Source organism: Bradyrhizobium sp. Ken01 (genome assembly GCF_055807355.1).
Genome location: NZ_JBVVPC010000036.1, coordinates 53,226 through 78,856 on the forward strand (window position 1 = coordinate 53,226; position 25,631 = coordinate 78,856).

General features: G+C 64.3%; 24 protein-coding genes. 10 read left to right on the top strand and 14 right to left on the bottom strand.

The features are described 5' to 3' along the window. Nucleotides 1-51: 51 nt before the first annotated feature. The 9 genes from gltX (at nucleotide 52) to AC0L3S_RS28575 (ending at nucleotide 9,799) form a co-directional block, all read left to right on the top strand. Nucleotides 52-1,479 carry a glutamate--tRNA ligase gene (gltX, locus tag AC0L3S_RS28535; protein ID WP_473282847.1) on the top strand — a complete coding sequence of 476 codons (1,428 nt, stop codon included), beginning with the start codon at nucleotides 52-54 and terminating at the stop codon, nucleotides 1,477-1,479. A 183-nt stretch (nucleotides 1,480-1,662) separates the two neighbouring features. Beyond that, a complete protein-coding gene (gene gltA / locus AC0L3S_RS28540; RefSeq protein ID WP_018458093.1) occupies nucleotides 1,663-2,967 on the top strand; it encodes a citrate synthase in 1,305 nt (434 codons plus the stop codon). Nucleotides 2,968-3,145: 178 nt separating this feature from the next. Further along, the gene (locus AC0L3S_RS28545; RefSeq protein ID WP_473282849.1) at nucleotides 3,146-4,324 is read left to right on the top strand and encodes an ROK family transcriptional regulator; all 1,179 of its coding nucleotides are present in this window, start codon (nucleotides 3,146-3,148) and stop codon (nucleotides 4,322-4,324) included. A 57-nt stretch (nucleotides 4,325-4,381) separates the two neighbouring features. Beyond that, the gene (locus AC0L3S_RS28550) at nucleotides 4,382-5,668 is read left to right on the top strand and encodes an ABC transporter substrate-binding protein (RefSeq protein ID WP_473282851.1); all 1,287 of its coding nucleotides are present in this window, start codon (nucleotides 4,382-4,384) and stop codon (nucleotides 5,666-5,668) included. Continuing rightward, nucleotides 5,665-6,588 (top strand): carbohydrate ABC transporter permease, encoded by a 924-nt coding sequence (locus AC0L3S_RS28555; RefSeq protein ID WP_473259987.1) that lies wholly within the window; start codon nucleotides 5,665-5,667, stop codon nucleotides 6,586-6,588. The genes AC0L3S_RS28550 and AC0L3S_RS28555 overlap by 4 nt, the downstream gene beginning before the upstream one ends. Continuing rightward, on the top strand, nucleotides 6,581-7,438 hold the full coding sequence (locus AC0L3S_RS28560) for a carbohydrate ABC transporter permease (protein ID WP_473282853.1): 858 nt from the start codon (nucleotides 6,581-6,583) through the stop codon (nucleotides 7,436-7,438). Before AC0L3S_RS28555 ends, AC0L3S_RS28560 begins: the two co-directional genes overlap by 8 nt. A 10-nt stretch (nucleotides 7,439-7,448) precedes the next feature. Continuing rightward, complete coding sequence (locus tag AC0L3S_RS28565) at nucleotides 7,449-8,558, top strand: ABC transporter ATP-binding protein (RefSeq protein WP_473282856.1); 1,110 nt, start codon at nucleotides 7,449-7,451, stop codon at nucleotides 8,556-8,558. Further along, entirely contained in the window at nucleotides 8,555-9,322 is a 768-nt protein-coding gene (locus AC0L3S_RS28570) for an SDR family NAD(P)-dependent oxidoreductase (protein WP_473282859.1), read from the top strand. Before AC0L3S_RS28565 ends, AC0L3S_RS28570 begins: the two co-directional genes overlap by 4 nt. Before the next feature lie 198 nt (nucleotides 9,323-9,520). After that, nucleotides 9,521-9,799, top strand: a complete 279-nt coding sequence (locus AC0L3S_RS28575; RefSeq protein ID WP_473282861.1) for a hypothetical protein — start codon at nucleotides 9,521-9,523, stop codon at nucleotides 9,797-9,799. 136 nt (nucleotides 9,800-9,935) lie between these two features. Here the strand turns inward: AC0L3S_RS28575 and lpxB are convergent, their stop codons facing one another. From lpxB to lpxA, 3 genes are read right to left on the bottom strand one after another with little or no spacing between them, the layout of a single operon-like run. Next, nucleotides 9,936-11,120 carry a lipid-A-disaccharide synthase gene (gene lpxB, locus AC0L3S_RS28580; RefSeq protein WP_473282863.1) on the bottom strand — a complete coding sequence of 395 codons (1,185 nt, stop codon included), beginning with the start codon at nucleotides 11,118-11,120 and terminating at the stop codon, nucleotides 9,936-9,938. Further along, on the bottom strand, nucleotides 11,117-11,974 hold the full coding sequence (locus AC0L3S_RS28585) for an LpxI family protein (RefSeq protein ID WP_085384805.1): 858 nt from the start codon (nucleotides 11,972-11,974) through the stop codon (nucleotides 11,117-11,119). Before AC0L3S_RS28585 ends, lpxB begins: the two co-directional genes overlap by 4 nt. Nucleotides 11,975-11,993: 19 nt before the next feature. Beyond that, the gene (gene lpxA / locus AC0L3S_RS28590; protein ID WP_007610866.1) at nucleotides 11,994-12,785 is read right to left on the bottom strand and encodes an acyl-ACP--UDP-N-acetylglucosamine O-acyltransferase; all 792 of its coding nucleotides are present in this window, start codon (nucleotides 12,783-12,785) and stop codon (nucleotides 11,994-11,996) included. A gap of 175 nt (nucleotides 12,786-12,960) precedes the next feature. Here lpxA and AC0L3S_RS28595 point away from each other — a divergent pair, with 175 nt between their 5' ends. Further along, complete coding sequence (locus AC0L3S_RS28595; protein WP_473282865.1) at nucleotides 12,961-13,305, top strand: KTSC domain-containing protein; 345 nt, start codon at nucleotides 12,961-12,963, stop codon at nucleotides 13,303-13,305. Nucleotides 13,306-13,311: 6 nt separating this feature from the next. On the opposite strand, the gene fabZ is transcribed toward AC0L3S_RS28595, so the two are convergent. The 11 genes from fabZ to AC0L3S_RS28650 form a co-directional block, all read right to left on the bottom strand. Continuing rightward, entirely contained in the window at nucleotides 13,312-13,728 is a 417-nt protein-coding gene (fabZ, locus tag AC0L3S_RS28600; RefSeq protein ID WP_051058562.1) for a 3-hydroxyacyl-ACP dehydratase FabZ, read from the bottom strand. A gap of 41 nt (nucleotides 13,729-13,769) precedes the next feature. Continuing rightward, a complete protein-coding gene (gene lpxD / locus AC0L3S_RS28605) occupies nucleotides 13,770-14,837 on the bottom strand; it encodes a UDP-3-O-(3-hydroxymyristoyl)glucosamine N-acyltransferase (protein ID WP_473282867.1) in 1,068 nt (355 codons plus the stop codon). 124 nt (nucleotides 14,838-14,961) lie between these two features. Further along, nucleotides 14,962-17,493: an outer membrane protein assembly factor BamA gene (gene bamA / locus AC0L3S_RS28610; protein WP_473259967.1), complete on the bottom strand. Its 2,532-nt coding sequence runs from the start codon at nucleotides 17,491-17,493 to the stop codon at nucleotides 14,962-14,964. Between the two features lie 187 nt (nucleotides 17,494-17,680). Next, nucleotides 17,681-18,832, bottom strand: a complete 1,152-nt coding sequence (gene rseP, locus AC0L3S_RS28615) for an RIP metalloprotease RseP (protein ID WP_027567151.1) — start codon at nucleotides 18,830-18,832, stop codon at nucleotides 17,681-17,683. Between the two features lie 44 nt (nucleotides 18,833-18,876). Beyond that, complete coding sequence (gene dxr / locus AC0L3S_RS28620) at nucleotides 18,877-20,100, bottom strand: 1-deoxy-D-xylulose-5-phosphate reductoisomerase (RefSeq protein WP_473282869.1); 1,224 nt, start codon at nucleotides 20,098-20,100, stop codon at nucleotides 18,877-18,879. A gap of 4 nt (nucleotides 20,101-20,104) precedes the next feature. Continuing rightward, entirely contained in the window at nucleotides 20,105-20,947 is an 843-nt protein-coding gene (locus tag AC0L3S_RS28625; protein ID WP_473282871.1) for a phosphatidate cytidylyltransferase, read from the bottom strand. Then, nucleotides 20,944-21,702 carry an isoprenyl transferase gene (locus AC0L3S_RS28630; RefSeq protein ID WP_007610887.1) on the bottom strand — a complete coding sequence of 253 codons (759 nt, stop codon included), beginning with the start codon at nucleotides 21,700-21,702 and terminating at the stop codon, nucleotides 20,944-20,946. Before AC0L3S_RS28630 ends, AC0L3S_RS28625 begins: the two co-directional genes overlap by 4 nt. A 114-nt stretch (nucleotides 21,703-21,816) precedes the next feature. Continuing rightward, a complete protein-coding gene (gene frr / locus AC0L3S_RS28635) occupies nucleotides 21,817-22,380 on the bottom strand; it encodes a ribosome recycling factor (RefSeq protein ID WP_473282873.1) in 564 nt (187 codons plus the stop codon). Nucleotides 22,381-22,445: 65 nt separating this feature from the next. Beyond that, complete coding sequence (gene pyrH, locus AC0L3S_RS28640) at nucleotides 22,446-23,162, bottom strand: UMP kinase (protein ID WP_473282875.1); 717 nt, start codon at nucleotides 23,160-23,162, stop codon at nucleotides 22,446-22,448. A gap of 60 nt (nucleotides 23,163-23,222) precedes the next feature. After that, nucleotides 23,223-24,146, bottom strand: a complete 924-nt coding sequence (gene tsf / locus AC0L3S_RS28645; RefSeq protein ID WP_473259957.1) for a translation elongation factor Ts — start codon at nucleotides 24,144-24,146, stop codon at nucleotides 23,223-23,225. Between the two features lie 131 nt (nucleotides 24,147-24,277). After that, nucleotides 24,278-25,270: a 30S ribosomal protein S2 gene (locus tag AC0L3S_RS28650; RefSeq protein ID WP_007610895.1), complete on the bottom strand. Its 993-nt coding sequence runs from the start codon at nucleotides 25,268-25,270 to the stop codon at nucleotides 24,278-24,280. Nucleotides 25,271-25,631 lie beyond the last annotated feature (361 nt).

The window sequence follows — 25,631 nt, forward strand, 5'->3', positions numbered from 1 at the left end:
GTACCGGTCCTGTTATATACCACCGCCTCCAATGCATAGGCCTTGCCAAGAATGACCTCTCCCGTCGTCACCCGCTTCGCTCCCTCGCCGACCGGCTTCCTCCATATCGGGGGCGCGCGCACGGCCCTGTTCAACTGGCTCTATGCGAAGAAGCACGGCGGCAAGATGCTGCTCCGGATCGAGGACACCGACCGGGAGCGCTCCACCGAGGCCGCGATCGGCGCCATCCTCGACGGCCTGAAATGGCTGGAGCTCGGCTGGGATGGCGACGTCATCTACCAGTTCAGCCGCGCCGCCCGCCACCGCGAGGTCGCCGAGCAGCTGCTCGCCGACGGCAAGGCCTATCGCTGCTACGCCACCGCCGAGGAGCTGACCGCGATGCGCGAGAAGGCGCGCGCAGAGGGGCGTACCCGCCTCTATGACGGTCTGTGGCGCGACCGCGATCCGGCGACGGCCCCAACCGACGTGAAGCCCACCATCCGGCTCCGCGCGCCGCAGACCGGCGAGACCGTGATCGACGATCAGGTCCAGGGCCGCGTGGTCTGGCAGAACGAGAATCTCGACGACCTCGTCCTGCTGCGCGGCGATGGCAACCCGACCTACATGCTCGCCGTGGTGGTCGACGACCACGACATGGGCGTCACCCATGTCATCCGCGGCGACGACCATTTGATCAACGCGGCCCGCCAAAAGCAGATCTACGATGCGATGGGATGGACGCTGCCGAGCATGTCCCACATCCCCCTGATCCATGGCCCGGACGGTTCGAAGCTCTCCAAGAGGCACGGCGCGCTCGGCGTCGATGCCTACCGCGCCATGGGATACCTCCCGTCCGCGCTCCGCAACTATCTCGTCCGGCTCGGCTGGAGCCATGGCGACCAGGAAATCTTCTCGACGGAGGAGATGATCGCGGCGTTCGACCTCGCCAGCGTCGGCCGCGCAGCTGCGCGCTTCGATTTCGCCAAGCTGGAAAACCTCAACGGCCACTACATCCGCAATGCCGACGATCAATCACTCGTGAAGATGTTCGAGGACGTGCTCGACCACGTCGTGCCCAGCCGTGACGAGCTTAAGGCCAAGTTAAACGACACCACGCGCGCGCAGCTCCTGAAGGCCATGCCGGCCCTGAAGGAGCGCGCCAAGACGCTGATCGAGCTGATCGACGGCGCCTATTTCATCTTCGCCGACCGGCCGCTGGAGCTCGATCCGAAGGCGGCAGCACTGCTGACGCCTGAGAACCGCAAGCTGATCGGCCAGCTTCATTCCGCGCTGGAGAAAGTCGAGGCTTGGAGCGCGGCCAATGCGGAAGCCGCGCTGCGCGCCTTTGCCGAGGAAAATAGCCTCAAGCTCGGCGCGGTCGCCCAGCCGCTGCGGGCGGCGCTGACCGGCCGGACGACGTCGCCCGGCATATTCGAGGTTTTGGACGTTCTGGGACGCCAGGAAAGCCTGGGCCGGCTTAAAGATCAGGCCAAGGACTAGGCCAAGAACCGGGGCCGAGAACCAGGCTACGACGTAAGTCGACCATGCGTGGCGCCATCTTGCAGCGCACACAGCAATAATATACCCATCTCACCCGTACCTTCTGGAACATCCGGCCTGCCCCGCGATATCTCATCGGGGCCTCCGGGTCCGGCCCGTTTCACCATACATCGGGGACCTCTGATGGACGCAAAACCAAGCAATAAGACCGCCACACTGACGGTCGGAAACAAGAATTTCGATCTTCCGATCCACAGCGGCAGCGTCGGGCCCGACGTCATCGATATCGGCAAGCTCTACGGCCAGTCCGGCCTGTTCACCTACGACCCGGGCTTCACCTCGACCGCGAGCTGCCAGTCCAAGATCACCTATATCGACGGTGACGCGGGCGTGCTGGAATACCGCGGCTATCCGATCGAGCAGCTCGCCGAGAACGGCGACTTCCTCGAGACCTGCTATCTGCTGCTGTTCGGGGAGCTTCCGACCGCCGCCCAGAAGAAGGATTTCGACGACCGCGTGATCCATCACACGATGGTGCACGAGCAAATGGCCCGCTTCTTCCAGGGCTTCCGCCGCGACGCCCATCCGATGGCGATCATGGTGGCGGCTGTCGGCGCGCTCGCCGCGTTCTATCACGACTCGACCGACATCAACGATCCGAAGCAGCGCATGATCGCCTCCATGCGCATGATCGCCAAGATCCCGACGCTGGCTGCGATGGCCTACAAGTACACGGTCGGCCAGCCCTTCGTGTATCCGAAAAACTCGCTGAAGTTCGCCGAGAACTTCCTGCACATGTGCTTCGCCGTGCCGTGCGAGGACTACAAGATCAACCCGGTGCTGGCTGACGCGCTGGACAAGATCTTCATCCTGCACGCCGACCACGAGCAGAATGCCTCGACCTCGACGGTGCGTATCGCGGGCTCCTCCGGCGCCAACCCGTTCGCCTGCATCGCCGCCGGCATCGCCTGCCTGTGGGGCCCGGCGCATGGCGGCGCCAACGAAGCAGCGCTCGCAATGCTCGCCGAGATCGGCTCGGTCGACAAGATCCCCGAGTTCATCGCCAAGGTGAAGGACAAGAATTCTGAAGTCCGCCTGATGGGCTTCGGTCACCGCGTCTACAAGAACTACGATCCGCGCGCCAAGATCATGCAGAAGATGTGTCACGCCGTGCTCAAGGAGACCGGCCATGGCGACGATCCGATGCTGAAGGTGGCGCTCGAGCTCGAGAAGATCGCGCTCAGCGACCAGTACTTCATCGACCGCAAGCTCTACCCGAACGTCGACTTCTATTCGGGCATCACGCTGAAGGCGATGGGCTTCCCGGTCTCGATGTTCACCGTGCTGTTCGCGGTCGCCCGCACCGTCGGCTGGATCAGCCAGTGGAGCGAGATGATCGAGGATCCGCAGCAGAAGATCGGCCGCCCGCGCCAGCTCTACACCGGCGTCACCCGCCGCGACTACGTCGCGATCAACAACCGGAAGTAAGGTCGAGCCCATCACGGCTTTCGAAGCGGCGCCATCTCCGGATGGCGCCGCTTTTATTTTGCGCCGACACAATCTTGCTGCCGCGCACAACAACAAGTCGGCGCAATGCGTCGGCCGACGCTTGACGTCGAAACGCTTCGCGCGCAAATTCTTACACTAAGTAAGAATGACGACAGGGATGGAAATGCCGGAGCAGCCGAGAAGTCGGCGGCAGACGCGTGCTGCCATTTTGACTCATCTGCTTCAGTCAGGCGGGTCGTTTCGCCCGCCGCTGGCCAAGGCCGTGCGCCTGTCGGAAGCGAGCCTATCGCGCATCCTGTTCGACCTGAAGGCCGAAGGCCTGATCGAAGAGGTGCGGCGCCCTGCCCCTTATGTCGGTGGCCCGACCGGCCTCGTGTCGCTCGATGGGGCGGTGGCGCTCGCGGCTTTCGAGCTGACCACCCAGCGGCTCAGCGTCGGCATCGGGGGCCTGTCGGGTGAACTGCACGACATCGGGCACGTGCCGCTGCCGGCCGCGCCGACCGCCGCGACGGTCGGCCGGGCGTTTCGCGAGGCCATGACATTGCTGCGCGACTGGACGCGGCACCGGCGCATCCCCCTCGCGCAGATCGGCGTCTCCATTCCGGGCCTCGGCCGGCTGGGCGCGTCAGGCAATCCGATCATTCCCTGCGACATCGGGCGTATCAGCGAGATGTTCGGCGGGACGTTTGCCGGCGTGCCGGTCGAGTTCACCAATTCGGTCGTCGCGCACGCCATCTTTCACCGTTGCCGCACGGAGAACTATCCATTCAGCGGCGCGCATCTGTTCGTCTTCGTCGGCCAGGGCGTCGCGGGCACCTGGATGGATGATCCGATCGAGGACGATGCCCTCCAGCCGGTCGAGCTCGGCCACATGGTGTTCGGAGCCGACGGACCAATTTGCCGCTGTGGTCATCATGGCTGCGTCGAAGCCTATACGTCGCTTCCCGCCCTGGCCGGACTTCTTGGCGTCGCCGAAGCGGAGTTGCTTCAACTCGGCAGCGAATGGGTAACCGCAATACTGCTCTCGTCGCGCGTGCGGCAGGAATTGCGCCGGCGGCTGTTCCGGCTGGGGCTTGCGATCGGCAACACGCTGAACGTGAAGCCATGCAAGGGCGTCGCGATCAGCGGCTGGCCATCGCTTCTCGCCGAGGACGATCGCAACGCGCTCGTCGAGGGGATCGACGCCTGCCTGTTGGGCGGCCGCAAGCACGCGCAAGTGTCGCTCGCTTTCGTGCCGCCGTCGCATGGCAACGATCCGCGGGCGGCGCTGGCATTCGCGGCTTTCTGCCTCGCTTGCCGCGGCGGCATGCCGGCCGCATCGATCGAGGCCGCCTGAGATACCTGATGCCGCGCGGCTCTCGCGCGAAAGAGTTCACACCGGGAGGAACTTGCCATGCCGATCACGACAACAAGGCGCCAACTGCTCGCCGGATCTGCCGCCGCGCTCGGGCTGCCGGCATTTGCCCGCGCACAAGGCGGGATCAAGCCGCGTCTGACTGCGATCTCGCAATGGTCCGCAGGCAGCGATGGCGCCGCCATCACGGCGCTCGGCAAGAAATTCGAGGAGAAGGGCGGGGTTTGGCAGCACTCGCCCGTCCCCGGCTTCACCACCGAGATGATGAACAAGCTGCGTGCCCAGATCATGGCCGGCGATCCACCGGCCTGCTCGCAGCTCAAGGGCCCCGAGATCGCGGCCTGGTCGAAGATTGCCCCAACCGTCGATCTCGATGCCGTCGTCGCTGCCGCCGGCTATGAAAAGGTTGTCGCGCCAGACCTTGCAAAATTGCACAAGCCGGGGGGCAAGTGGATTGCGCTGCCGTTGCAGATCTACAGCACCAACATGCTGTTTCTCTCCAAACGCGCGATGGACAAGGCCAAGACCGACAAGGTCCCCGTCACATGGGCTGAGTTCAACGACCTCGCCGAAAAGATGAAAGCAGGCGGCGTCCCCTATCCCATTGCCAACGGTGGCACCCGCCCGGACGACGGCCAAAAATTCGAGGCCGCTTTGGCAGGCATCAGTCCCACTGCATACCGCGCAGCCATCATGAACCTCGACAAGAAGGCCCTGGAGGGCCCCGAAATAAAAGCCGCCTTCGTCCAGGTGCGCAAGATCGCCGACTGGATGGACCCCAATGTCGGCGCCCAGCACTTTTCAACCAACCTGAAGCGCTTCGTCGACGGCGACATGGGCATGATGATCATGGGCGGGTGGGCGCAGGGCGTTTTGCGCAACGCCGGCTTCAAGTTCGAGGACTTCATGATCGCTCCGGGCCCGAGCGACAATAGCAAGCCGGTCTTCCTGTTGAATGCCGATGCCTTCATATTCTGGCAGCGCAAGGAGGCCGACCTGCAAGCCGGCCAGACGCTGATGGCCCAGCTCGTGATGGATCCAGCGATCCAGACCATGTATTCGCAGATCACGGGATCGATCCCCGTGCGCACCGATGTCGATCTGTCGGGCGAAGGCTGGTCGGACGGTCAACGGCGGACGGCAGCAGCCCTGAAAGACGCGATCGCCAGCAATCAGGCCGTCCTCAGCCTCGCGCACAACATGGCGCAGGAAAACGGCATGACCGCAGCGATGATCGACGTGATCACGGAGTACGTGAAGAACAAGACGATCAAGCCCGAGCAAGCGGCCATACGCCTCGCCGAGGCCGTCGAGAGCTCACGTTGACGATCGCCGTCTCGACAACACCGGGCCGGCCGGCGGCCTTTGACTGGGTACGCCGGCTGCCGGAATATTTGACGATCTGGGTGCCGCTGCTGCTGTCCGCCGCGCACCTCATTGCGTTTACGCTCTGGACGATCTGGATATCGTTCACGCCGTCCACTCTGGTCCCGGTCTCGGGCTGGGTCGGTTTGCGCAACTATTCTTCGGTTGCAGCATCGCGGAACTGGCAGATTGCCTTGGACAATCTGCTGCTGTTTGGCTGCGCCTTCGTGTTGCTGAGTCTGGCGGCCGGCCTCATCCTTGCAATCCTGCTCGATCAGCGCATTCGCGGCGAGAACCTGCTGCGGTCCATCTTCCTCTATCCTCTGGCGGTGTCATTCGTGGTCACCGGCACGGTCTGGAGTTGGCTGCTCAATCCTGGCCTCGGGATCCAGAAGCTGGTCCGCGATCTCGGCTGGACCTCGTTCCGGTTCGACTGGCTGATCGATCGCGACATGGCGATTTGGACCATTGTCATCGCTGCGATCTGGCAGTCCTCCGGTTTTGCCATGGCGCTGTTCCTCGCCGGCCTCCGCTCCGTCGACGCCGACCTGATCAAGGCCGCGCAGATCGACGGCGCCGGACCGATCCGAATGTACCGGCGGGTCATCCTGCCGACCCTCTGGCCGATCACGATCACCGTCATCGTCATCCAGCTGCAGTTCGCGATTTCGACCTTCGACCTCGTCCGCGCGCTCACCAATGGTGGGCCCGGGATCGCCACCCAGCTGCCGGCTCTCGTCGTCTACGACCTGATGTTCCAGCGCAGCCTGCTCGGACGGGGAGCGGCGGCGGCAGTGCTCATGTTGCTCATTCTTCTCGCGGTTTTGCTGCCCTATGCAGCGTGGCGTTACGTCCAGCGGCGGCGGGCGATCCATGCGTGAGCGAACCATCGCACCAGGCCGGATACTGATCTATCTCGTGGTGTCGCTGGTCGCTGCAGCGTGGCTCGCGCCACTGGCTGTTGTCGTGCTGAATTCGCTCCGTACCAATGAGGAGATCGCACAGGCCTCGATGATCGGCTGGCCGAAGCAATGGGCATGGAGCAACTACGCCGCCGCCTGGAGCGGCTTCTGCGTCGCCGAGACCTGCGCCGGCATCCGGCCGTACATGCTGAACTCCGCGCTCGTCACGATTCCCGCGACGATCTTCTCGACTCTGCTGGGTGCTGTCGCCGGTTACGCCGTATCGCTCTGGCGTTTTCGCGGCGATAGCTGGATCTACGGCATCGTGACCCTTGGCCTCTTCCTTCCCCAGCAGATGCGCTTGCTTCCCTGGACCATCGTGTTGCGCGACACGGGCCTGATGAACACGCTAACTGGCCTGGTCGTGATCCACACGATCCAGGGACTCTCCTTTACCGTCTTGTTCTGCCGAAACTACTACACTGCCATCCCGCAGGATTTGATAAGAGCTGCGCGCATCGATGGCGCAGGGTTCTTTCGTATTTTCTGGCGCATCATCCTGCCACTCTCGCCGCCCATTCTGGTCGTCACCGTGATCTGGCAGTTCACGCATATCTGGAACGAGTTTCTCTACGGCGTGACATTCACGACCGGTCAGCAGCAGCCGGTCACCGCCGCACTGATCGCGCTATCGGCCGCCGTTGCCGACATCCCGCAGCATGGCGTGCAAAGCGCGGCCGTGATGATCGCCGCCTTGCCAACCCTGCTGATCTATCTGATCGGTGGCAAGTATTTCGTACGCGGCCTCACCGCCGGGGCCGTGAAATGATCGGATTGTCATGGCAGCACTAAGCATTCGCTCCCTGTCCAAGCGCTACGCCAATCTGGAGGTGCTCAAGGGCATCGATCTCGACATCGAGAGCGGTGAATTCACCGTGCTCGTCGGCCCATCCGGCTGCGGCAAATCCACGCTGCTCAACATCATCGCAGGGCTCGACCTTCCGAGCGCAGGCACCGTGGAAATCGGCGGACGTGTCGTCAACGACATTCCGCCGAAGGACCGCGACATCGCCATGGTGTTCCAGTCCTACGCGCTCTATCCATCGATGACAGTGCGCCAGAACATCACCTTCGGAATGGAATGCCGCCACGTACCGAAGCCGGAGCAGGACAAGGCGCTGGCGAATGTCGCCAAGCTGCTCCAGATCGAGCCGCTGCTCGGTCGCAAGCCCTCGCAGCTCTCCGGCGGCCAGCGCCAGCGTGTGGCAATGGGCCGGGCGCTGGTGCGCGATCCCCTGCTCTTCCTGTTCGACGAGCCGCTCTCCAATCTCGACGCCAAGCTGCGCGTCGAGATGCGGATGGAGATCAAGCGGCTGCACCAGCGCATCGGCGCCACCATCGTCTATGTCACCCATGACCAGATCGAGGCGATGACGATGGCGACGCGCATCGCCGTGATGCATCGGGGCGTGGTGCAGCAGTTTGCCGATCCTGACACCGTGTATCGCTATCCCGCCAATCTGTTCGTGGCCCGTTTCATGGGTTCGCCGCCGATGAACACGATGCCGGCACGGCTCGAGGCCGATGCCGGCGGCCCGGTGGTCGTGATCGGCGCGGGGCGGCGGGACGAGGTCCGCCTCCGCCTTGGCCAATACGACGCGGCGGCCCCCTTCGTCGGCCGTGACGTGGTGGTCGGGATCAGGCCGGAATGCATCGCCGAGGGCAGCCGCGTGTTCTCCGCCGATCCGCCCGTCGTCGTCAATGCGCCGGTGGAGATGGTCGAGCCGACCGGAGCCGAAACGATCGTGCTGCTGCGGCTTGGCGGCGAGCCTGCGCTGGCGCGCATCACGCCGGACATCCGCCCCACACCGGGCGCCGCCGCCCCGTTCGCGCTCGACACGCGCCGCATCTGCCTGTTCGACCCCGAGACGGAGCGACTGATCGCATGACAAGAACGAGCTATGCCGGTCTCAACGACCGCGTGGTGTTGATCACCGGTGGCGCCAGCGGCATCGGTGCCGCCTTCGTGCGGGCGTTCGCGGCCCAAGGGGCTCGCATCGCGTTCCTGGATCTCGATGAAGCAGCCGGCCAGACGCTGGTCGCGGAAGTGAAAGCCGCGTCCGGGATCGTACCATTGTTCGTGTCCTGCGACCTGCTCGACATCGACGCCTTGCGCGCCGCCATGGCGCAGGTTCACGGAACGCTTGGCGATGCCGCGGTTCTCGTCAACAACGCCGCCAATGACCAGCGTCAGGTACTGGCCGAGGTCACCCCGATCGAGTTCGACTGGATGATCGGTGTCAACCTCAAGCACGTCTTCTTTGCCGCGCAAGCGGTGGTGCCGCAGATGCAGGCGCGCGGCGGCGGTTCGATCATCAACATGTCGTCGATTGCCTGGATGCGCGGCGCGCCGGGGCTGCCGGTCTACGCCGCGGCGAAGGCCGCGATCGTCGGCTTCACCAACTCCCTGGCCCGGTCGCTCGGGCCCGACCGCATCCGCGTCAACGCGATCGCGCCGGGGATGGTGATCACGGAGCGTCAGCGCCGGCTGTGGTATCCGGATGACCAGGTGGTCGCCGAGCTGCGCACGCGTCAGGCCATTCCCGACGCGGTGACACCCGACGACGTCGCCAACATGGCGCTGTTCCTCGCCTCCGACGAGAGCCAGCGCATCACGCGGCAATGTTTTCAGGTCGATGCTGGTCTCGGCTAGAGCGTGTACTCACAACCGGAGCTGCCTCGTAGAGGTCCGCTCCGTATCCGATAGCGGTCGCGTTGGCGTACCTCTCCCTGAGTCCGCGATGGGCCAGAAGGCGAAGTGCTGGGCGGCGGTCGGGTGCGTTGAACTGATCCACTCAATTTGAGTATTCTCAATAAAGCCTTCGACAAAGTTTCATGAGAAAAACTGGGAATGTCCTGGATCATTGCGCTCGCTTCTTTCGGCTTTTATTGGTGGCTTACCAGGCGGGCGAGTGAACGCGCGGCAGAACTCGCAGCAGCTGGAATTGGGCGCTCTCCGTTGTATTGGGTGTCGAACGCGCTAGTTGCCGTCTTGTTGGCCCTGGTTCTGTACATTGCCCACATTCACAATCAATCGCCCGTTCCGGCCTTCCTATGGATCGCGGCCGTTGCGATAATCGTGGCTTTGCTTTTCCTGCGCCGTGCGTTGAAATGGCGCTATCCCGTATAGGAAGCCAATTGTTTTGCGGACGCGTCGGACTCATCTGATGCAACAATGTCTGCAACGGGTCACAAACCGCCGATCACGCCCAAGGTTAGGAGGCTTCCGCTTTGCGCTGGCAAGCCGACGTTTATGAGTACACGTCCTAGCTAGCCCGCCTGCCCTTGCGCATCGTCGCCAGCACGATGTCGGCTGCGAGCACGCTCGGCGACTTGTTGCCGGTCGACATGATCGCATCGAGCTGCGCGAACGCTTCCACCTGCTGCCGGCGCAGCGGTGAATCGGTCAGAAGCTGCGAGAGCGCGGGCGCCAGCTTCTCCGGCGTGCAGTCTTCCTGCAGGAACTCCGGGATGACATCCTTGCCGATCACGAGATTGGCGAGGATCACCGAGGAGACGCGGATCGCGCGGCGCAGGATGAAGGCTTCGATCGCGCCGACGCGATAGGCCGTCACCATCGGAATGCCCGATAGCGCGAGCTCCAGCGTCACCGTGCCGGATTTTGCCAGTGCCGCGCGCGCGATGCGGAAGGCGGCGCGCTTCTCGTTCTCGCCGACCACGATTTGCGGCTTGACCGGCCAGTTCGCGATGCCTTCGCGAATGGTGGCTTCGAGATGCGGCATGGTCGGCAGCATCAGTTCGAACGCGCGGCCGTCCGTCTGCAATCGGCCGAGCGTGGCGCCGAACACGTCGAGATGGTGCCTGATTTCGCTGCGGCGGCTGCCGGGCAATACCAGCAAGACCGGCGGCTCGCCGTCGCGGCGCGCCTGCTCCTCCGCGTTCGGCCGCAGCGAGGGCAATTGCTCGATCAGGGGATGGCCGACATAGCTGCATGGCGGACCGCCGAGCTTGCGATATTCCTCCGGCTCGAACGGCAACAGGCCGAGCACATGGTCGACGTAGCCGAGCATGGTTCGCGCCCGCCCCGGCCGCCAGGCCCAGAGCTGCGGCGAGACGTAGTCGACGATCGGGATCGCCGGATTGCGCGTCCGCACGCGGCGGGCGACACGGTGGGTGAAGTCGGGGCTGTCGATGATGACGAGCGCGTCCGGCGCGGCTTCGGTCACGGCCTCCGCGGTCTCGCGGATCAGCCGCAGGATCTTCGGCATTTGCTGCACGACCGCGGCGAAGCCGACGATCGAGAGCTCCTCGATCGGAAACAGCGTCTCCAGCCCCTGGCGCGCCATGGTGTGGCCGCCGACGCCCACGAACTGCACGCCGTCGCCGAGGCGCTGGCGCAGCACCTTCATCAAGGCGCTGCCGAGCCGGTCGCCGGATTCCTCCGTGGCGATCAGGAAGATCTTGCGCTTGGGATCGCGGCCCTGCATCACGCCGGCAGGCCGATGACGAAGAGATATTTTGCGTCGGCGAGCGCGATCATTGCCTGCGGCTCGGCGGCGATGGTGTTGCCGGCGACGACGGCAATGCCGGCGAGCCCGGCGGCGGCGACGCCCTCAAGGGTGCGCGGGCCGATCGTCGGCAGGTCGAAGCGCAGATCCTGCCCGCTCTTTGGGACCTTCACCAGCACGCCTCGCCCGGTGGCGGCGCGGATGCGGCCCTCTTCGCGCAGCCTGGCCACGCGCGCGAGCAGCGCATCGGTGCCCTCGATATCCTCGACTGCCACCACATGGCCGTCGATCACGACCGCAGCCTGGCCGATGTCGAACGGACCGAGCGCGGTCAGCACCGCGCGTCCGCGCTCGATGTCGGTCTTGCCGGTGTCGCTCGGCCAGGCGCGGCTGATGCAGCCCTCGGGCATCAAGAGGTCGGGCGCGACATCCTTGATGCCGACCATGCGAAAGCCGCCCTGCTCGAGAATGCGCCCGACGCCGGACAACAGATGATCGTCGCCGCCGCGGAAGGCGCGGATGACATTGCCGAGCAGCCGCAGCGTCGTGAAGTCGACCCGGACCTCCGAGAGCGAAGGCCGCACCAGCGTGCCGATGAAGATCAGGTCGCGGCAGCCCTCCTCGCGAAACAGCCGCATGGCGCGGCCGAGCTGGCCGACCGAGATCCAACGATGACGGAATTTTTCCACCCGTGCCGGATCGCAGGCCCCCCGAAGGGGAAATAGCACTGGTGTAATGCCGCGGGCAGCGAGCGAGTCGGCAACCGCGAACGGCATCGCGCCGCCGCCGGCGACCACGCCGACCGGCGATGAAATCTCCGAAGCCGCCGATGTCATGCCCGGGGCCATCGCATCATCACTTCGCGATGGCGGGAAGACAGAGCGGGCGCTTGCCCTTGCCGATGAAGTCGAGGATTTCGCCGATGGCCGGATCTTCACCGGCGAGCGGCCGCGCCGCCTCCAGGCGTTCGGCAAAGGTAGCGGGGCCATGGAAGAGTTTCTGGTAGAACGCGCGCACGGTCGCAAGCCGCTGCTTTGTGAACTTGCGCCGCTTCATGCCGATCAGGTTGAGGCCTTCAAGCACCGCATACTGGCCGTTGACGAGGCCGAACGGAATGACGTCATCGCGCACGCCGCACACGCCGCCGACCATAACCTGCGGGCCGATGCGGGTGAACTGGTGCACCGCGGACAGGCCGCCGATGAAGACGAAATCACCGATCTCGCAGTGACCGCCGAGCGTGGCCGAGGTCGCGAAGATCACGTCGTTGCCGACATGGCAGTCGTGGCCGACATGGCTGCAGTTCATGAAATAGTTGCGGTCGCCGACCTCTGTGATGCCGCCGCCTGCGACCGTGCCGGCGTTCATGGTCACGGACTCGCGGATGGTGCAGCCCGAACCGATCTTGAGCTTCGTCAATTCGCCACGATAGCTGAGCGATTGCGGCGGCGTGCCGAGCGAGGCGAACGGATAGATGGTGCAATCGTCACCGATCGTGGTCTGCGCGGTGATATGCACATGTCCGATCAGCTTGCAGTTACTGCCGATCACGACATGCGGGCCGATGATGCAGAAGGGGCCGATCTCGGTGCCCTCGCCGATCACGGCGCCGTCCGCGATCCGTGCGGTGGGATCAATCTTACTCATCAAGCAATCTGACTCATCAAGAAGGTCTGATTAGGTGTTGAAGTCGCTCGGTTTTCCGCTGGTTAGCGCGACTATGCCCGATCTGTCCAGTGACGTATGATCTCTCCGTGTTTCAAGTGCCGGGTGAAGCAGCCTTCCCGGCTCATCAACAAGTTCACGCGGAGCTTCAGGTATCGTGGTCAGGGCCCTGGCACTTCTCCTCGCACAGCTCGTGACTGCGCCGATCGTGTCAGAGACGATCGAGACCGCCGAAAACCGCCTCGTCGATCTCAAGACATTCGAATGCCGCGACATCAGCCGCAGCACGGTGCTTCAGCGGGTCTGTTACGACCGTGCGCAGCAGACCCTCATTGTGGCTGTGGACGGCGTTTATGACCGCTATTGCGGCGTGCCAATCGACACGGTCGAGCGCCTGCTGGGCGCACCGTCCATGGGCCAGTTCTTCAAGCAGAACATCAAGCGCGAGGTCAGCGGTGGCCGGTACGCGTGTGCTGCACGCGAGCGTATCCAGAGAAGTTGATCCCGCTCAGTCGGTCAGCATGGCGCCGACGTCGGCCTCCGCAACCACCTGGCCGTTGACCTTGGCGTCGCCGTGAAACCACCACATGGCCTTGCGGCGGCCGATCGAGCGCATGTGGTATTCGATGGTATCGCCGGGCAGCACCGGCTTGCGGAACTTGCACTTGTCGATGGTCAGGAAATACACAGCGCGCGGCTTATCGGTGCCCTCGACCGACTTGATGCCGATCACACCGGCAGTCTGCGCCATCGCTTCGATCATCATGACGCCGGGATAGACCGGGCGATCGGGAAAGTGGCCCTGGAACGGCGGCTCGTTGAAGGTGACGTTCTTGATGCCGATGCCGCTGTAATCGGTGCGGATGTTGATCACGCGATCGATCAGCAGCATCGGAAAGCGGTGCGGGAGCGTTTGCAGGATCATGTTGATGTCCACAAGCTCGAACCTGACCGGTGCTTCGTCCGTCACTCCCGTTCCTCCTGCTTCGGATCGGCCTTGCTGTCGCGCGCCAGGCGCTCCACCGCCAAAATTTCCTTGAACCACTGTCTGGTCGGCTTGGCGAAAAAACCACCCCATCGTCCGTTGGGAGGGACGTCGTCCTTGACGCCGCTCATGGCAGTCACCTGAGCTCCATCCCCGATCTTGACGTGATTGTTGATGCCCACCTTCGCTCCCAACGCCACGTTGTCGCCGAGGGTGAGGCTGCCGGCAAGACCGATCTGGGCTGCCAGCAGGCAGTGCCGGCCAATGGTCACATTGTGGCCGATCTGGACCTGATTGTCGATTTTGGTCCCCTCTCCGATCACGGTGTCGCGCAAGGACCCACGATCAATCGTGGTGCCGGCGCCGACCTCTACGTTGTTCTGGATCAGCACGCGGCCGGTCTGGGGCACCTTCAGGTGGCCCTCGGGGCCGAAGAAGATGAATCCGTAGCCGTCCTGGCCGATCGAGCAGCCGGGGTGGATCAGCACGTCGTTGCCGATCAGCGCGCACTGGATGGCCGTGCGTGCGCCGACATTGCAGTCCCGGCCGATCTTGACGCCGGGGCCGATCACGGCCCCCACACCGACCACCGTGCCGCTGCCGATCTCCACGTCAGGGCCGATCACGGCCAGGGGATCGACGATCACGCCGTCCTCGAGCCTGGCCGTCGGATCGATGATGGCCGACGGCGCGATGCCGTCGTTGCCGGTCCAGGATTGCGGCCGGAGCGCGTCGCCATGCCACTCCCGCGCGATCCTGACGAAGGCGCGGAACGGCTGTGGCGCCCGCAGCACGGCGACATGCGCGGGCACCCGGGCCTCGAAGCGTGGGCTCACCAGGCAAGCACCGGCCTTGGTCGCCTTGAGCTCATCGGCATATTTGAGATTGTCGAAGAACGTCAGGTGCATCGGGCCGGCTTCGTCGAGCGAAGCCAGACCCCTGATGATTTGGCCGCCCCTGGCGGGATCGACCAGCTCCGCCTTGGTCAGCGTGGCTATGTCGGCCAGCGCTGAGGCGGGCGGCTGTGTGAAGAAGGTCGGCTGCGCCATTCCACCCCGTCGCGGTCCGGCTTCGGCATGAAGCGGCCAAGCCGCATCATGCCTCATCTCCTGGATTGGCACGATCCCTTTCGGAAACCGGCTCCGTAGTCCGGATCGTGCCTTGCTGTTCGAATTAGAACGAGGTGCCGCCGCCGAACCGGAACTCCTGCGTACGGTCGTTCTTGCCCTTGGTCAGCGGCACGGCATAGTCGAAGCGCAGCGGACCGAACGGCGAGGCCCAGATCAAGCCGACGCCGACCGACGAGCGGACCGCATTGCCGTTGTCATACACCAGGCCGGTGCAGGTTCCAGCCGAGGCTGGATTGACGGTCGACGGCGTGCACGTCGAATTCTTGGTCGTGGTCATTTCGTTCGTCACCGACCACGTCGTCGGGCCCTGATAGTCGAACAGCCCGCCAGCGTCGGCGTAGACGGCGCCCTTCAGACCCACTTCCTTCGGCAGGAACCAGAACGGCATCTGCAATTCGAGCGAAGCACCCCAATATTTGGTGCCGCCAAGCGCGTCCTGCGTACCGAAGGGGTTCAAATCGCGCGGTCCGATACCGTTCGGGGCAAAGCCGCGGACGAGGTTCGGACCCATCTGGAAATGATCGAGCATGCGCAGATCGCTGCCCATCTTGTTCAGCATGCCGCCCTGGAGGCGAACGAGACCGACGATATCCGACACCAGAGGAGTGTAGTACTTCGCGTCGACCACAGTCTTCAGATAGGAGACGTCGCCGCCGACGCCGGCGAAGTCCTGCCGGAAATCGACCAACAGACCGTCGGTGGGGTTCTTGTTGTTGTCGAGCGTGTTGTAGGTCAGCGTGTAGCCGAGCGCCGAGGTCAGGGTCTTGCCGTTGGCAAGCTCCTTGCGCACCGGCAGCGAAGCTTCGCCATCGCTGTAGCAGCCGAGGCCGTTCGTCGAGCTCAGGTCGATCCCATTTGCATTGGCGAAGGCCGGGCTCGGGTTAAAAGCCGCCGTGCCCAAATTGTTGTTACAGTTCGCCAGGTAGGACGGCAGCGTGATTTCCTGCCTGTAGATCGAGTAGCGCACCTGCAGCGACAGATCTTCACGCAGGGAGAAACCGAGGCGCGGCGAGAAGCCGAGCGTCTTGGTGCCGTAGGAGATGTAGCTGTTGGACTTCTGCTCACGCTGATAGAGGTCGAGACCGAGCGCGACCCGGTAGTCGAGCAGATAGGGTTCGACGAACGACAGCGAGTAGCCGCGGGCATACTGGCCGTAGGTCACCGCCGCCTTGGCGAACAGGCCGCGGCCGAGCAAATTGCGCTCGGAGACCGAGACTTCGGCCAGCGCGCCGTCGGTGGTGGAGTAACCACCCGAGACCGAGAAGTCGCCGGTCGATTTCTCTTCCATGTCGACGAGCAGGATCACGCGGTCGCTCGACGAGCCGGGCTCCGTCGTAATCTTCACGCTCTTGAAATAGTCGAGGTTCTTCAAGCGGCGCTCGGCACGGTCGACGAGCGCGCGGTTGTAGGCATCGCCTTCGGAGACGTCGAACTCGCGACGAATCACGTAGTCGCGCGTGCGGGTGTTGCCGCGAAGGTTTATACGCTCGATATAGGTGCGCGGACCCTCGTCGATGTTGAACACGACCGACACGGTGTGCGCCTCGAAATTGCGGTCGCCGCCGGGACGGACCACGGCGAAGGCATAACCGCGCCGCGAGGCTTCGATCTGCATCTCCTCGACCGATTTCTCGACCGATTCGACGTTGTAGAGCGAACCGACATTGACGCGCGAATAGTTGCGCATCGATGTGGGATCGAAGTTCGGAATGCTGGAGCGGAAGTCGATCGAGCCGACCCGGTATTGCGAGCCTTCCTCGATCTTGAAGGTGACATTGAAGCCCTTCTTCTCCGGATCGTATTCGGTGAGCGCGGCGACGACCTGGACGTCGGCGAAACCGTTCTTGAGATAGAAGCGGCGGATCAGGTCGCGGTCGGCCTCGACCCGATCGGGATCGTAGATGTCGCTGCTGGCGAGGAAGCTCAGCAGATTCGATTCATGCGTCTTGATGACGTCGCGCAGGCGGTAGGACGAGTACGCGTTGTTGCCGACGAACTCGATCGACTTGACGCCGGTCTTGGCGCCCTCCTCGACCGTGAAGATGAGATCGACGCGGTTGTTCGGCTGCTCGATGACTTCAGGCGTGACGCGGACGTCGTAGCGGCCGGAACGGCGATAGATTTCGGCGATTCGCAGCGTGTCGGACTGCACCATGGCGCGGGAGAAGGTGCCGCGCGCCTTGGACTGGACTTCACCGGTGAGCTGCTCGTCCTTGATCTTCTTGTTGCCCTCGAAGGCAATGCGGCCGATCACCGGGTTTTCCACCACGGAGACGACGATCTGGCCACCGGCGCCGCGGTTGATCCTGACGTCCTGGAACAGGCCGGTCTCGATCAGCGCCTTGAGGCCGTCGTCGATGGCACCCTGATCCAGGCGACCGCCGGGACCCGGCTTGAAGTAGGAGCGGATCGTCTCCACCTCGACCCGGCGATTTCCTTCGACGGAAATCGACTGCACGGTCTGAGCAAGCGCAGACGAAGACACAAAGGCAGCCCCAACCGGGGCAAGCACCGGCGCGCCGAACATGATCAGGGTTGCGAGCAAGCCCCCCCGGAGTCGCAGTCCAAACTTCATTGCGCAACGCGCCCTTATCATTCCGTACCAGACCCAACCCCAACGCCGGTCTGGAGATTCCCCAAGTTCAAGCCGCTTGTAGACAATTTCACCGACGCCGCAAACGGTCGAGCGCGCCGTAATTTCATTTTCATTCCAAGACGTTGCCCAAGAGCAACGCCCGGGCAACGCCACAAAAAAGCCCCTATCAGGATGCGGCCATCCGCAGGATGTCGTTATAGGTCGCAAACACCATCAACATCAGCACCAAGCCCAGCCCGATTCGGAATCCCATCTCTTGAGTCCGCTCGGACAGGGGCCGACCACGGGCAACCTCCGCCGCATAGAACATAAGGTGACCGCCATCGAGCAACGGGATCGGGAACAGATTCAGCAGGCCGATCGACACCGAGAGCACTGCGCAGAGGTTGATCACGAACTGGAACCCGGCGCTGGCCGCCTGCCCCGACATCTTGGCAATGCCGAGCACGCCGCTGACCTCGTTCGGATTGCCGTTGCCGACGAACAACGAGCCCAGGAACTTGAAGGTGCTGGTGATGATGAACCAGACCTGCTCCACCCCGATCTTGAGCGCTTCGCCGACGCCGACCGGCGATGTCGAGGCCTCACCGGCCTGAGACTTGTGCTCGACGCCGAGCACGCCGAGACGGTGGCTGTTGCCGAAGGGATCCTTGCGCTCGAGCAGCGCCGGCGTCGCGGTCAGCGACACGATGGCGCCGTCACGCTTGACCTGGAAGGCAAGCGGCGAACCGGCATTCATTGCAACCATGCGCTGCATGTCGGCAAAGCTTTCGATCGGCTTGCCGTCGATCTGGACGACGACGTCGCCGATCTTGAAGCCGGCTGCCGCCGCAGCGCCGTCGGCGACGACACCGTCGACGCGCGCGATCGTGCTCGGCTTGCCGTAATACAGCGCCATGCCGGCAAAGATCAGCGCTCCCAGGATGAAATTGGCGATCGGTCCGGCGGCAACGATAGCGGCGCGCGGGCCGACCTTCTTGTGATGGAAGCTGCCGGCGCGCTCCTCGGCCGTCATGGCCGCGAGCTTCTCGGACGACGGCGTCGAAGCCTCGCTCTCGTCGCCGAAAAACTTGACGTAGCCGCCGAGCGGGATCGCCGAGATCTTCCAGCGGGTGCCATGGCGGTCGTTGAAGCCCACCAGCTCAGGTCCGAAACCGAGCGAAAAAGTTAACACGCGGACGCCCGCCCAGCGCGCGACCAGGAAATGGCCGAGCTCATGGAAGAACACGACGATGGTCAGGACGAACAGGAAGGGAACCGCGTAGCCGAGGAGCCCATGGCTCAACGTATTGAAACTATGGACGAAAAAGTCGATCATCGAATTCCCTCATCCAGCGCCGCTAGGCCCTGGCCCCGAACCATCTAGGATGCCTTTAAGGCAATTTGAGGCAATAGGGCGGCAGCCCTATTTCGCGCAACATGGTCAACAGCGATTGCATCGTCCGCCGACGTCAGCGGGGCCTGGTTCCCGCCACGAACCCAGTCGTCCAGCGTCGCCTCCACCAGCCGGGCAATCGCACCAAACCGGATCTTGCCGGCGATGAAGGCGGCGACCGCGACCTCGTTGGCGGCGTTGTAGACCGTGGTCGCCCCCTTCCCGGTCCGGAGCGAATCGAAGGCCAAGCGCAGCCCGGGGAAGCGCTCGAAATCCGGCGCCTCGAAGGTCAGCTGGCCGATCTTGGCCAGATCGAGCTTGGCCGCCGGCCCCTTGATGCGGTCGGGCCAGCCGAGGCAATGCGCGATCGGCGTGCGCATGTCGGGTGCGCCGAGCTGGGCGACGACCGAGCGATCGGAGAACTCGACCATGCCGTGGATGATCGACTGCGGATGAACGAGGACGTCGATCTCGTCGGGCGAGAGCGCAAACAGATAGGAAGCCTCGATCACCTCGAGCCCCTTGTTCATCATCGACGCGGAATCGATCGTGATCTTCTGGCCCATGCTCCAGTTCGGATGCTTCAGGGCTTGCTCGAGTGTCGCCTGCTCGATGTCGGCGGGGTTCCAGGTGCGGAACGGGCCGCCGGAGGCCGTGATGATGACACGGACGAGCTCGTCGCGATTGCCCGAGGCGAGCGCCTGGAACAACGCATTGTGCTCGGAATCCGCAGGCAGGATGCAGGCGCCCGCTTTCGCCGCGCGCTGCATGAAGAAATCGCCGGCGCAGACGAGACACTCCTTGTTGGCGAGCGCGACATGCGCGCCGCGATCGACCGCCGCCAGTGCCGGCTTCAGCCCGGCCGCGCCACTCACGGCGGCCATCACCCAATCGGCCGGACGCGCGCCGGCCTCGATCACCGCGCTTTCGCCGGCGCCGCATTCGGTGCCGGTGCCCGCGAGCGCAGCCTTGAGCTCGGCAAATTTTGAGGTGTCGGCGATCGCGACGAAGCGCGCGGAAAACTCCTTCGCGAGCTTTGCCAGCGCCTCGACATTGCTGTTCGCCGTCAGCGCCTCGACACGGTAGCGCTCCGGAGAGGCGCGCAGCAGATCCATCGTGCTGTCGCCGATCGAGCCGGTGGCGCCGAGAACCGTGACGCTGCGGACGGTCGACGCCGCAGCCTTGTTGTTACGCAATGGAACCGCGCTCATATGTTCACCAAACCATAAGACCGCTTCCGGCGCTATGCACACCATGGCGGAGGAAGCCGATAATCCATGCCACCAGGATGGCAGCGACAAAACCGTCCAGGCGGTCCAATAGCCCGCCGTGGCCGGGAATTAAGTGACTGGAATCCTTGACATCGAAGCGCCGCTTGACCGCGGATTCGAACAGATCGCCGCAGGCCGACACGACCGAGAGGACCGCGGCGACGAGCAGCAATGGAGCCATCTTTCCGATCCCGCAAGCGGCAAAGCCGGCGGCGACCAAAAGGCTCGCGGCAAAGCCGCCGAGCGCCCCTGCCCAGGTCTTCTTCGGGCTCACGCGCGGCCACAGCTTCGGTCCGCCGATGCCGCGGCCGGCGAAATAGCCGCCGATATCGGTCGCCCACACCACGAGCAGCACGAACATCAACGCGGCGAAGCCGTTCACAAGATCCTTCCGCAGCAGGATCGAGGCGAGTAGCGCCGCCGACGCATAGGCGAATCCGGAGGCCGCCCAGACGAACTTGCCCCGCGCGATCACCGTCACGATCGCACCGCCAATCAGGCCAGTGATGATTGCGGTCTTCAGCGCGCCGAAGGCAACGCACAAGCCCATCGTGGCGATGACGATCGTCCCCGCCCCGGTCAGCGCGGTCGAGCTTGCGCCCACCACCATCAGCCACTCCGCGAACAGTCCGATCGACACCAGGGTGACGAGGAGTGCCCACAGCCAGCCGCCGGCATAAGCGAGCGCAATGGCGAGCGGCGCCAGCACCAGCGCTGCGAGGATTCGCATCACGAGATTGCTCGGGGCAGGCTGAGCGCCGGCCGGTGCGGAGTCGGGTTCGCTCACGAGGCGGTTTTCGCGACCAGGCCGCCGAAACGGCGCTCGCGCCTGGCGAATTCGGCGATTGCGCCTTCCAGCGCCGCCTTGTCGAAATCGGGCCAGTGAATCGGCACGAAGACGAGCTCGCTATAGGCGGCCTGCCACATCAGGAAGTTGGACAGGCGCTGCTCGCCACTGGTGCGGATGATGAGATCGGGATCGGGAATGTCGGGCGCGTCGAGATGCGCCCCCAATGTCTCGGCATCGATCGTGTCAGGACTGCGCCGGCCCTCGGCGACTTCGCGCGCGAGCTTCTGCGCCGCCTTCGCGATCTCCTGCCGGGAGCCGTAATTGAAGGCGACGACGAGCGTGAGGCGCGTGTTATCGCGCGTCAGCTCCTCCGCCTCGTTGAGAAGTGCGCAGATGTCGCCCTCCAGCCCGTCCCGCTCGCCGATGATGCGGACCTTGACGCCGTCGCGATGCAGGCTCGCCAGATCGTTGCGGATGAAGCGGCGCAACAGGCCGAACAGATCGCCGATCTCGCTCGCCGGACGCGACCAGTTTTCCGAGCTGAAGGAGAAGATGGTGAGATAGCGGATGCCAAGCTCATGCGACGCGCGAACCACGCGGCGCAGGGCCTCCACGCCGCGGCGATGGCCTTCCGCCCGTGGCAAGCCACGCGCGGCCGCCCAACGTCCGTTGCCATCCATGATGATGGCGACATGCGCAGGCGCATCGGACCGATCTGGTCCTTCCGTTGCGGGCGCGGCGGCGTTGGACATGAGGTTGCCTTAAAGCATGATCCGGACCCGAAGGGCCGCGTTAGCGCAAAGTGCGAAGCGGTTTTCCGAAAAGATCATGCACGAACAATAACCTAGAGCGCGATCCACCGCGCTCTAGACGGTGAGGATTTCTTTTTCCTTGGCGGCCAGCAACTGGTCGATCTCGGAGATCGTGCCGTCGGTCGCCTTCTGCACCTCGTCGGCGTGGCGCTTCTGATCGTCCTCGGACATCTCGTGATTCTTCTCGAGCTTCTTGAGAACGTCGAGACCATCGCGGCGGACATGGCGCGCGGCGACCTTGGCGGCTTCCGCGTATTTGTGCGCGACCTTGACGAGCTCCCTGCGGCGCTCCTCGTTGAGTTCGGGGATGCGCAGGCGCAGCACCTGGCCTTCGGTCGCCGGCGACAGGCCGAGATTGGAATCGACGATCGCCTTCTCCACCGCCTTGACCATCGACTTGTCCCAGACCTGCACCGAGATCAGGCGCGGCTCCGGCACGCTGACGGTGGCGAGCTGGTTCAGCGGCATGTGGCTGCCATAGGCGTCGACCTGCACCGGATCGAGCATCGAGGCGGAGGCGCGACCGGTGCGCAGGCCGCCAAGTTCGTGCTTGAGCGACTGGATCGCGCCCTGCATGCGGCGCTTGACTTCGTTGAGATCGAAATTATCCGTGGCCATCACGTTTCTCCTTCAAAATCCCGGCGACCTCTCCGCACCCACCCTCAGGGTGCAACGACAAGCCGTCAGCCGGCGACAATGGTTCCGTGGCCGCCGCCACGCAGTACAGCGCCGATCGAACCCGGCTCCGCGATCGAGAACACGATGATAGGCAGCGACGTCTCGCGGGCAAGCGCGAAGGCGGTCGCATCCATCACCTTGTAGCCGCCCTCGATCGCCTGCGAATGCGTCAGACGGTCGAATCGCGTCGCCGTCGGGTCCTTCTTCGGGTCGGCCGAGTAGACGCCGTCGACATTGGTCGCCTTCAGCACCGCCTGGGCGCCGATCTCGGCGGCGCGTAGCACTGCGGTCGTGTCGGTGGTGAAGAACGGATTACCGGTTCCGCCGCCGAGCAACACGATCCGGCCCTCGGCGAGGTATTTGTGCGCCGCGGTGCGGGTGAACAGCTCGGAAATCTCGGGCATGACGAAGGCCGACAGCGTGCGCGCGGGCGTGCCCTTGCGCTCGATCGTGGCTTCGAGCGCGAGGCAGTTCATCATCGTGGCGAGCATGCCCATGGTGTCGCCGGTGGGGCGCGACACGCCGCGCGAGGAGACCTCGACGCCGCGAAAGAGGTTGCCGCCGCCGATCACGACGGCGATTTCGGTGCCGAGATGGCGGGCTGCGATCAGATCGTCGGCGACCCGGTCGATGGTCGGCTGATCAATGCCAAAACCCTGCGGTCCCGCGAGATATTCGCCGGACAGCTTGATCACGACGCGACGATAGACCGGATCAGTCATGAGCACTTTCCTTGTCCGGGCGCCGCTTCCGGCGGCACGCCGGAGGGAACGTTCCGGCGCTTACTTCTTGCCGCTGGCCGCCGCGACCTCGGCCGCGAAGTCGCTTTCCTGCTTCTCGATTCCCTCACCGAGAGCATAGCGCACAAAGCCCGCGATCTTCACCGCGCCGCCGATCTTGCCTTCGGCTTCCTTCACCGCCTGCGCCACCGACTTGCCGGTGTCGTGGATGAAGGCCTGCTCGAGCAGGCAGACTTCCTTGTAATAGGTCTTTAGGCCGGACTCGACGATCTTCTCGATCACGTTCTCGGGCTTGCCCTGCTGGCGATATTTGTCGGCGAGCACGTCCTTTTCGCGCTTGACGACCGCCGGATCGAGACCGGACGGATCGAGCGCCAGGGGGTTGGCGGCCGCGACATGCATCGCGATCTGACGGCCAAGCGTTGCGAGCTCATCGGCCTTGCCGGGCGATTCCAGTGCCACGATCACGCCCATCTTGCCGGCGCCCTCGACGACCGCGCCATGGACGTAGCTCGACACCACGCCCTGGCTGACCTCGAGCGAATCTGCGCGGCGCAGCGTCATGTTCTCGCCGATGGTGGCAATCGCGTCATTGATCGCAGTTTCGATCGTGACGTCGCCGACCTTGGCGGCCTTGATCTTCTCGACATCGGCGCCGACGTTGAATGCGACCTGGGCGACCATCTTGACGAGGCCCTGAAACTGGCCGTTGCGCGCCACGAAATCGGTCTCTGAATTAACCTCGACCACGACGCCCTTGTTGCCCTTGGTGAGCGCGCCGATCAGCCCCTCGGCAGCGACGCGGCCCGACTTCTTGGCGGCCTTCGACAGGCCCTTCTTGCGCAGCCAATCCTGCGCCGCTTCCATGTTGCCGTCGTTTTCGGTCAGCGCGGCCTTGCAGTCCATCATGCCTGCGCCGGTCGACTCGCGCAGGTCCTTGACCATCGCAGCTGTGATCGTTGCCATCGTTCAAAATCCTTTTTGCCTGCCGGTTTGCCGCGGCGCGGCCAGATCGCCTCGCCGCGGTCCATCTCAGGAATTCGCGTCAACTGAAATGGTGGCCGGAACTTGTCCGGCCAACCCATCGCTCTTTTTGACTATTCCGCTTCCGCGGTCAGCGCCTTGGCCTTGGCCACCCAGGCGTCCGCGCGGCTCGGCAGGCCGACTTCTTCGCCGATCTTGTGCGCGGTGTCGTGGTCGAGCTCGGCCAGCTGCCAGAAGTGGAAGATGCCGAGGTCGTTGAACTTCTTCTCGATCGCGCCCGACACGCCCGGGAGCTTCTTGAGGTCGTCGGAGGTGCCGCGCGGACCGGCAAGGCCCTGGAAGCCGCTCGTGGCAGCGGGCAGCTCTTCTGCGACCGGCCGAACCGAAGCGCCGACGTCGATTCCGGAATCGCCCTGGGCGCGCGAAATGCCGTCAATGGCTGCGCGCGCGATCAGATCGCAATAGAGCGCGATCGCGCGGCCGGCGTCGTCATTTCCCGGCACCACATAGGTGATGCCCTTCGGATCCGAATTGGTGTCGACGATCGCCGCGACCGGGATGTTGAGCCGCTGGGCTTCCTGGATCGCGATGTCTTCCTTGTTGGTGTCGATCACGAAGATCAGGTCGGGCAGACCGCCCATGTCCTTGATGCCGCCCAGCGAGCGGTCGAGCTTGTCGCGCTCGCGCTGAAGCGTCAGGCGCTCCTTCTTGGTGTAGGAGGAGGCATCGCCGCCGGCGAGCACGTCGTCGAGATGACGCAGGCGCTTGATCGAGCCCGAGATCGTCTTCCAGTTGGTCAGCGTGCCGCCGAGCCAGCGCGAATTGACGAAGTACTGAGCGCAGCGCTTGGCCGCGTCGGCAACGCCGTCCTGCGCCTGGCGCTTGGTGCCGACGAACAGGATGCGGCCGCCCTTGGCGACGGTGTCGCTGACCGCCTGCAAGGCGTTGTGCAGCAACGGCACGGTCTGCGCGAGGTCGACGATGTGGATGTTGTTGCGGGCGCCGAAAATGAACGGCGCCATTTTCGGATTCCAGCGGTGAGACTGGTGACCAAAGTGCACGCCGGCTTCGAGGAGCTGACGCATAGTGAAATCGGGTAGTGCCATCGTTCTAATTCTCCGGTTGGTTCCTCCGGAAGCGTGTGAGCAGGACAGAGCGTTGTCGCCCCGGCTGCCACCGGACGGCCTTGTGAGCCATGCTTCCGTGTGAGATGGCGCGGTGTATAGCGCGATTTCGACCAGAAGCAAGGAAATAAGGGCCTTTCGGGGCGGCTTTCGCCCGCGAGAGGCCCCCTTCCGTAAAGACCACGCTGCGGCCTAGCCCCTGCCTAGCATCTGGGCTGGTTCGGCGGGCACTTCTTTGCCGCCGGCGGCGGCGCCGGAGGACGCGGCGGAGGTGCTGCCGGGCGCGGCGGCGGCGGTGGCGCGACGGCCACCCGGGGCGGCGGAGGCGGTGCCGGCCGGGCGA